The 4,883-nt window shown below is 70.9% G+C and carries 4 protein-coding genes; 1 reads left to right on the top strand and 3 read right to left on the bottom strand.

Annotated features, from left to right (window positions below):
- Positions 1-969 (top strand): ATP-binding protein (locus tag D7X55_RS35705; RefSeq protein WP_147470345.1); only part of this gene is annotated, 969 nt, incomplete at its 5' end.
- Between the two features lie 3 nt (positions 970-972).
- Here the strand turns inward: D7X55_RS35705 and D7X55_RS35700 are convergent.
- From D7X55_RS35700 to D7X55_RS35690, 3 genes are all read right to left on the bottom strand, one after another.
- Positions 973-2,313 carry a hypothetical protein gene (locus tag D7X55_RS35700; protein ID WP_147470344.1) on the bottom strand — a complete coding sequence of 447 codons (1,341 nt, stop codon included), beginning with the start codon at positions 2,311-2,313 and terminating at the stop codon, positions 973-975.
- Between the two features lie 120 nt (positions 2,314-2,433).
- On the bottom strand, positions 2,434-3,441 hold the full coding sequence (locus D7X55_RS35695) for a hypothetical protein (RefSeq protein WP_120550342.1): 1,008 nt from the start codon (positions 3,439-3,441) through the stop codon (positions 2,434-2,436).
- A gap of 162 nt (positions 3,442-3,603) precedes the next feature.
- Positions 3,604-4,883 (bottom strand): OprO/OprP family phosphate-selective porin (locus D7X55_RS35690; protein ID WP_121725377.1); only part of this gene is annotated, 1,280 nt, incomplete at its 5' end.

Here is a 4,883-nt window from a genome sequence, read left to right as displayed (position 1 = left end):
GCGCTGGCGCACGGGCTGATGCCCTCCATCGTGGCGACGGTGCGGTGGGACGCGGCGGAGGACGCGCGGCTCGTGATGCGCGCCAGCGCCACGGGCTTCGCGTGCGAGGTGGCGGGCGCGGAGGGCTTCTCCAAGCGCATGCGCTGGTCGGTGCTGGACCGGTCCGTGTGGACGCTGCTCTTCATGGCCGCGCAGTACCTGGAGCGCGGCGTGAAGGACCGGCTGAAGGACCTGCTGCGGGAGACATTCCTCCTGGCGCCACCGCGCTTCGACGAGGCGCTGGGCATGTTCGAGCACATCGGCGCCATCCGCTACGCGATGGAGCAGCGCGGTGAGGAGCTGTTCCCGCTGGGGCTCATGGCGCTGCCCACGTGGATGCCGGGCTGGCTGCGCGAACAGGTGGAGCGCGAGCCCGTGCCGCCGTCGCTGCTCCTTCGCCACGACGCGATGCCTCGCGGCTTCCTCGCGCGCTTCGTGACGCTGGCGGGGTTCGCGTCCGGCACGCTGTCAGTGGACGTGACGGAGACGACGCCGCTGTCCCAGGGCGGCCGGCTGGGCTTCAGCGGCTTCCGCTTCGCCTTCACGCGCGTGGACGGCACGCCGGTGACACAGGAGCAGCTGGGCCACGGCCAGAAGCGGCTCCTGTCCTTCCTCTACTACCTGGACGTGCACGAGGCCTTCGTCATCGCGGACGAGCTGGCGGACGGCCTGCATCCGGACCTGGTGCGCGCGTGCGTGCAGGACCTGGGGGAGCGGCAGTCCTTCGTCACCAGCCAGAACCCGCTGCTGTTCGAACACCTGGCGTTCGCCAGCGCGGAAGCGCTGCGCGCGTCGTTGATCCGCTGCGAGCCCGGCGGCGGTGGACAGGGCCCCTGGCGGTGGACGCAGCCCACGCCGGAGGAGGCCGCGCGGTGGTTCGACGCGTACCGCGCGGGCGCCGTGCCGCTGGGCGCCCAGGGCTTCGGGTGAGGCTCAGGGGCCCGTCACGCCCTTGAAGAGGAAGTCGTCGTCGAAGCCGCGCGAGACCAGGTTCCTTCCCAGGTGGAGGGTGCCGGAGAAGTAGCCGATGCCCACGAACTCGCCCTGCTTGTTCACCGCCACGTCCGTGAAGTACGGGCGCCCGGTCGACGGATACGTGCGGCGCCAGTGCTGCTGGCCCTCAAGGCGCTCCAGCCTGGCGGTGAAGAGCGTGTAGCCGGAGGTCGAGTCCGGCATCGTGGAGGCGCCGCCCACCACCACGCTGTCGTCCTCGCCCATGGCGACCGCGCTCACGGGCTGCGGGTAGCTGCGCGCCCAGCGCTCCTCGCCGGCCCGCGTCCACGCGACGAGGAAGCCCGCGCCAGGGACCGGAGGCGTCACCGTCTGGCCCCGGAAGGTGAAGGCGCTGCTGAACTGGCCTCCCACCACCACGCGGTTGCCATGCACGGCGACGGCGAGGGCGCCGCCGGACGCGCCCACCAGCGGCCGCGTCCACACCACCGCGCCGGAGGGACTGACCTTCCAGAGCTCGGGGTCGGGATACCGGATGCCGCTGAAGTAGAAGGCGTCCGTTTCATCCACCGCGACGCTGCCGCCACTGCTCAGGACCAACTGCTCGCGCACGGTCCACTGCGCGGTGCCGGCGGCGTTGAACCTGGTGAGGAAGGCCGTCACCACGTCCGTCACCAACGAGTCATTGGGGCCCAGGCCGAAGTCCACCGTGCGGAAGGCATTGCCCGTCATGGCGATGCCGTCCTGCGAGTCGGTGACCAGGTCCTGGGGTGAGATGTTGCCCGTGAAGTGCCGGGCCCACAGGAACTGCCCCGTCTTGCGCAGCTTCAGCAGGAAGGCGCCCGGAGGCTGCAGTCCTCCGCCCAGGTCGATGGACTCATTCGAGGTCCCCGCGACGAGGACATTGCGCTCGCGGTCCACCGTGAGCGCCACCGCGTTGGTGAAGTTCTGTCCGCCGGGGGGAAGCACGCCCTCGTAGGCGCGCGTCCACAGGAGCGCGCCGGCCGTCGTGTACTTCGCCACCGCGAAGCCGAAGCTGTCCGGGTTGCCGGAGCCGACGGGGCCCGCGCCCAGGTCCACGCTGCCTTGATAGAGGAACAGCGCGAGGATGTTGCCGTCCCGGTCGAAGGCCACCGCGTGCGCCTGGTCGGGCCGGGGCGAGCCCAGGTGCTTCACCCAGACGAAGTCCCCGCCCGCGAGCGCCGCCTCCTGTGTCCGCGGCGGGTCCTCCGGCACGTCCGCGGGGCCGCACCCTCCGAGCGCCATCACCACCATGACGCTCCCCAGCAGCCGCCAGCCCCACGCCCTGTGAGTCATTCCCATGTGCACCCCCGGCTGTCCCCAAAGACAGACGGTGCGAGTTAGGAACGACCCGGCGCGAGGAACACTGCCTTGGGGGGCAGTCTGGGTTTGACGATTGGACAGTCCTCGAGCGCCGCGCTGCTAGCGGCCGGAGAGCAGCTCCGTGGTGAAGGAGAAGCCGCCCAGCAGGTACGGCATGGCGTTCACCCGGTTCTCATGCTTGAGGTACCAGCCCGCGATGAGCAGCACGGTGGGCTTGCTCATGAGGCCGCCCGGCTTCGTGTCGAACGAATACGCCACGAGCGGGCCCACGCGCATGTGCGCGTTGTTCGGCAGCGTGCGTCCGGGCAGCGGCTCCACCGCGGCGGTGTCCTCGTCGTAGCGCGGCCACACCGCGGAGAACCGGGCGCCCAGCGTCCACTGTCCGGCCAGCCACAGCAGGTCCGTGTCGTTGGCGAGCACCCAGCCCTTGCCCGGCACCAGCGTGTCCAGCGTCGGGTCGTAGAACGTCCCGCGCGGCCCGCCGTCGCGCAGCGACACGTTCCAGTACTCGATGGCCAGCTTCGTGCGCAGCGCCACGGACTTCACCTTCGCCTGGAGCATGGGCTCCACGAAGAAGTGGTGCCCGGAGGTGCCGTAGGCGGCGTCGTTGGTCTTGCTGCGCAGGTCGTCGTCATACGACTGGAAGGAGTCCGGATACGACTGCACGCTGCCGAAGGTGCCGAAGAACTGGACGTACTCGTAGCCGGCGCGGAGATTGAACATCGCCACGGGCTGCAGCTCCACCGTGGGCCCCAGCTTGAAGAACGCGGGGCTCAGCTTGAGGCTCGCGCCGGCGCTGGCGTACGTGTCGCGCAGGAGCAGCGAGGGGCTATCGAAGAGGCGCTTCTGGTAGACGAGCCGGTTCTGCGACTCGAGCCCCAGCGGGTTGTAGCGGACCACGTTGAGCGTGGTGAAGTAGACGCGGCTGTCGGGCAGGGGTGGCTGCACCGGAGGCGGCACGTCCTCCGTGATGGGCGGCTGGGGCTGCTGCGCGGCCACGGGCGTGCCCAGGCTCAGGACGGCGAGCAGCGCGGCGCGCGTGAGCGTCTTCGACAGGGAAGCGGCGCGGACAGACGTCGGGCGCTGCGGGAACACGTTCGCGGGCATGCGTCCTCTCGGCGGGGGACCGCGGGGAGGGCCCCCGGGCAAGGGCCATCCGTCGCGGCAGCGGGAGCGTCGTGCACCTGACGCGGGCGCTTCAAGACGCACCAGGACGAAGCCGGATGACACCTGGCGTCAGCGGAGGTTTCGCGGCCTGCGGCCGGGACCTCAGAACGTGAGCTGTAAGCGGGACAGCAGGGCGTTCTCCGGGGCCCGGTCTCCGCCGTCCGGGGCGCCGCCCTCGTAGTTCGTGCGGTGGAAGTTCAGGGCGAAGCGCACGCGCCGGTTGAGGGCGAAGGTGGTGGCGACGCCAAAGCCCCTCGCCGCGCGCACCGAGCTCGCCGGGTTGGCGAAGCGGGGGAAGGCGTCATCGTCCATGACCAGCGCGTGGACGCGCGCCGCGACCTCCAGCGCGCCGCCCTGGAGCGTCTTCGGGTCGAAGGGCTTCGCCGGCCGGGCGCCCTCGAACGAGGCCTTTCCGCCAAACACCCACGACACCGCCGTCTGCCAGGCGTGGTGGCGCAGCTTCGCGCGCGCGTCACCGTTGCGCACCTCCTGTGACGACCGCACGTACTCCGCGAGGATGCCGAAGGGCCCCAGGTAGAAGTGGCCCTGGGGCGAGAGCCGCAGGTGCTGGCCGTGCGCGGTGACAACTTCTCCGGTGTCCGCGTTGCTCAGGTAGCTGAAGATGATCAGCTGGCCGGGGCTGCGCCAGGGCGCGAGCCCGGTGTTGGTGGCCGAGCCGAACTGGAGGCCGCGCGTCATCGCGATGCCCAGCCCCAGCCCCTGGAGGAAGGACGGCTCGCGGCCCTTGAAGGGCTGAGCGAAGACGCGGGCGGCCAGGTCGAAGCTGTCGTCGGTGTTGGCGTCGGTGCTGGCGCCGTCGGGGTCTCCGTTCACCACCGCCAGCGAGTACTGCCACCGGCCGCCGTCGCCCTCGCCGTGCAGCTCCAGGCCCTCGTCGCGGTTGGGGACCAGGTCCACCGTGAGCGAGCGCTCGATGAAGGGGTTGTCCATGTCGGACTGGAGCAGCTCCAGGCCGAAGGGCGTCTTGAACCGGCCCGCGCGCAGGCGCACCCATTCCCCCGGACGGAAGTCGATGTACGCGTCCTGGATGACGGACTGCCCCACGCCGAAGTCCGGCATGAAGCGGAAGTCGATGAAGCCAAAGAGCGTCCCCTCCAGGATGGGGCGCATGCGCCGCACGAGGAACGTGTTGGTGCCGGTGCGCTCCGGGTCGTCCAGGAAGAAGCGCCCGTCGCCCTGGAGCAGCCCGCGCAGCTTGAGCACGAAGGCCTTGTCCGCGGACGACAGCGAGAAGCCCTCATCCGAAACCTGGACGACGGGGGGCTCCGAGCCCCTGGGCGCTTCCGGAGCCGGCTGGGGCGCCTGGGCGTGGACGGCGAGTGGGGCGAACAGCAGGCCCGTGGCGGCGAGGAGGGCGGGGA

Origin of the sequence: Corallococcus sp. AB049A, assembly GCF_003668885.1 — a bacterium.
Taxonomy (GTDB): Bacteria; Myxococcota; Myxococcia; order Myxococcales; family Myxococcaceae; genus Corallococcus; species Corallococcus interemptor.
This window is presented reverse-complemented; position numbering and strand designations above follow the sequence as displayed.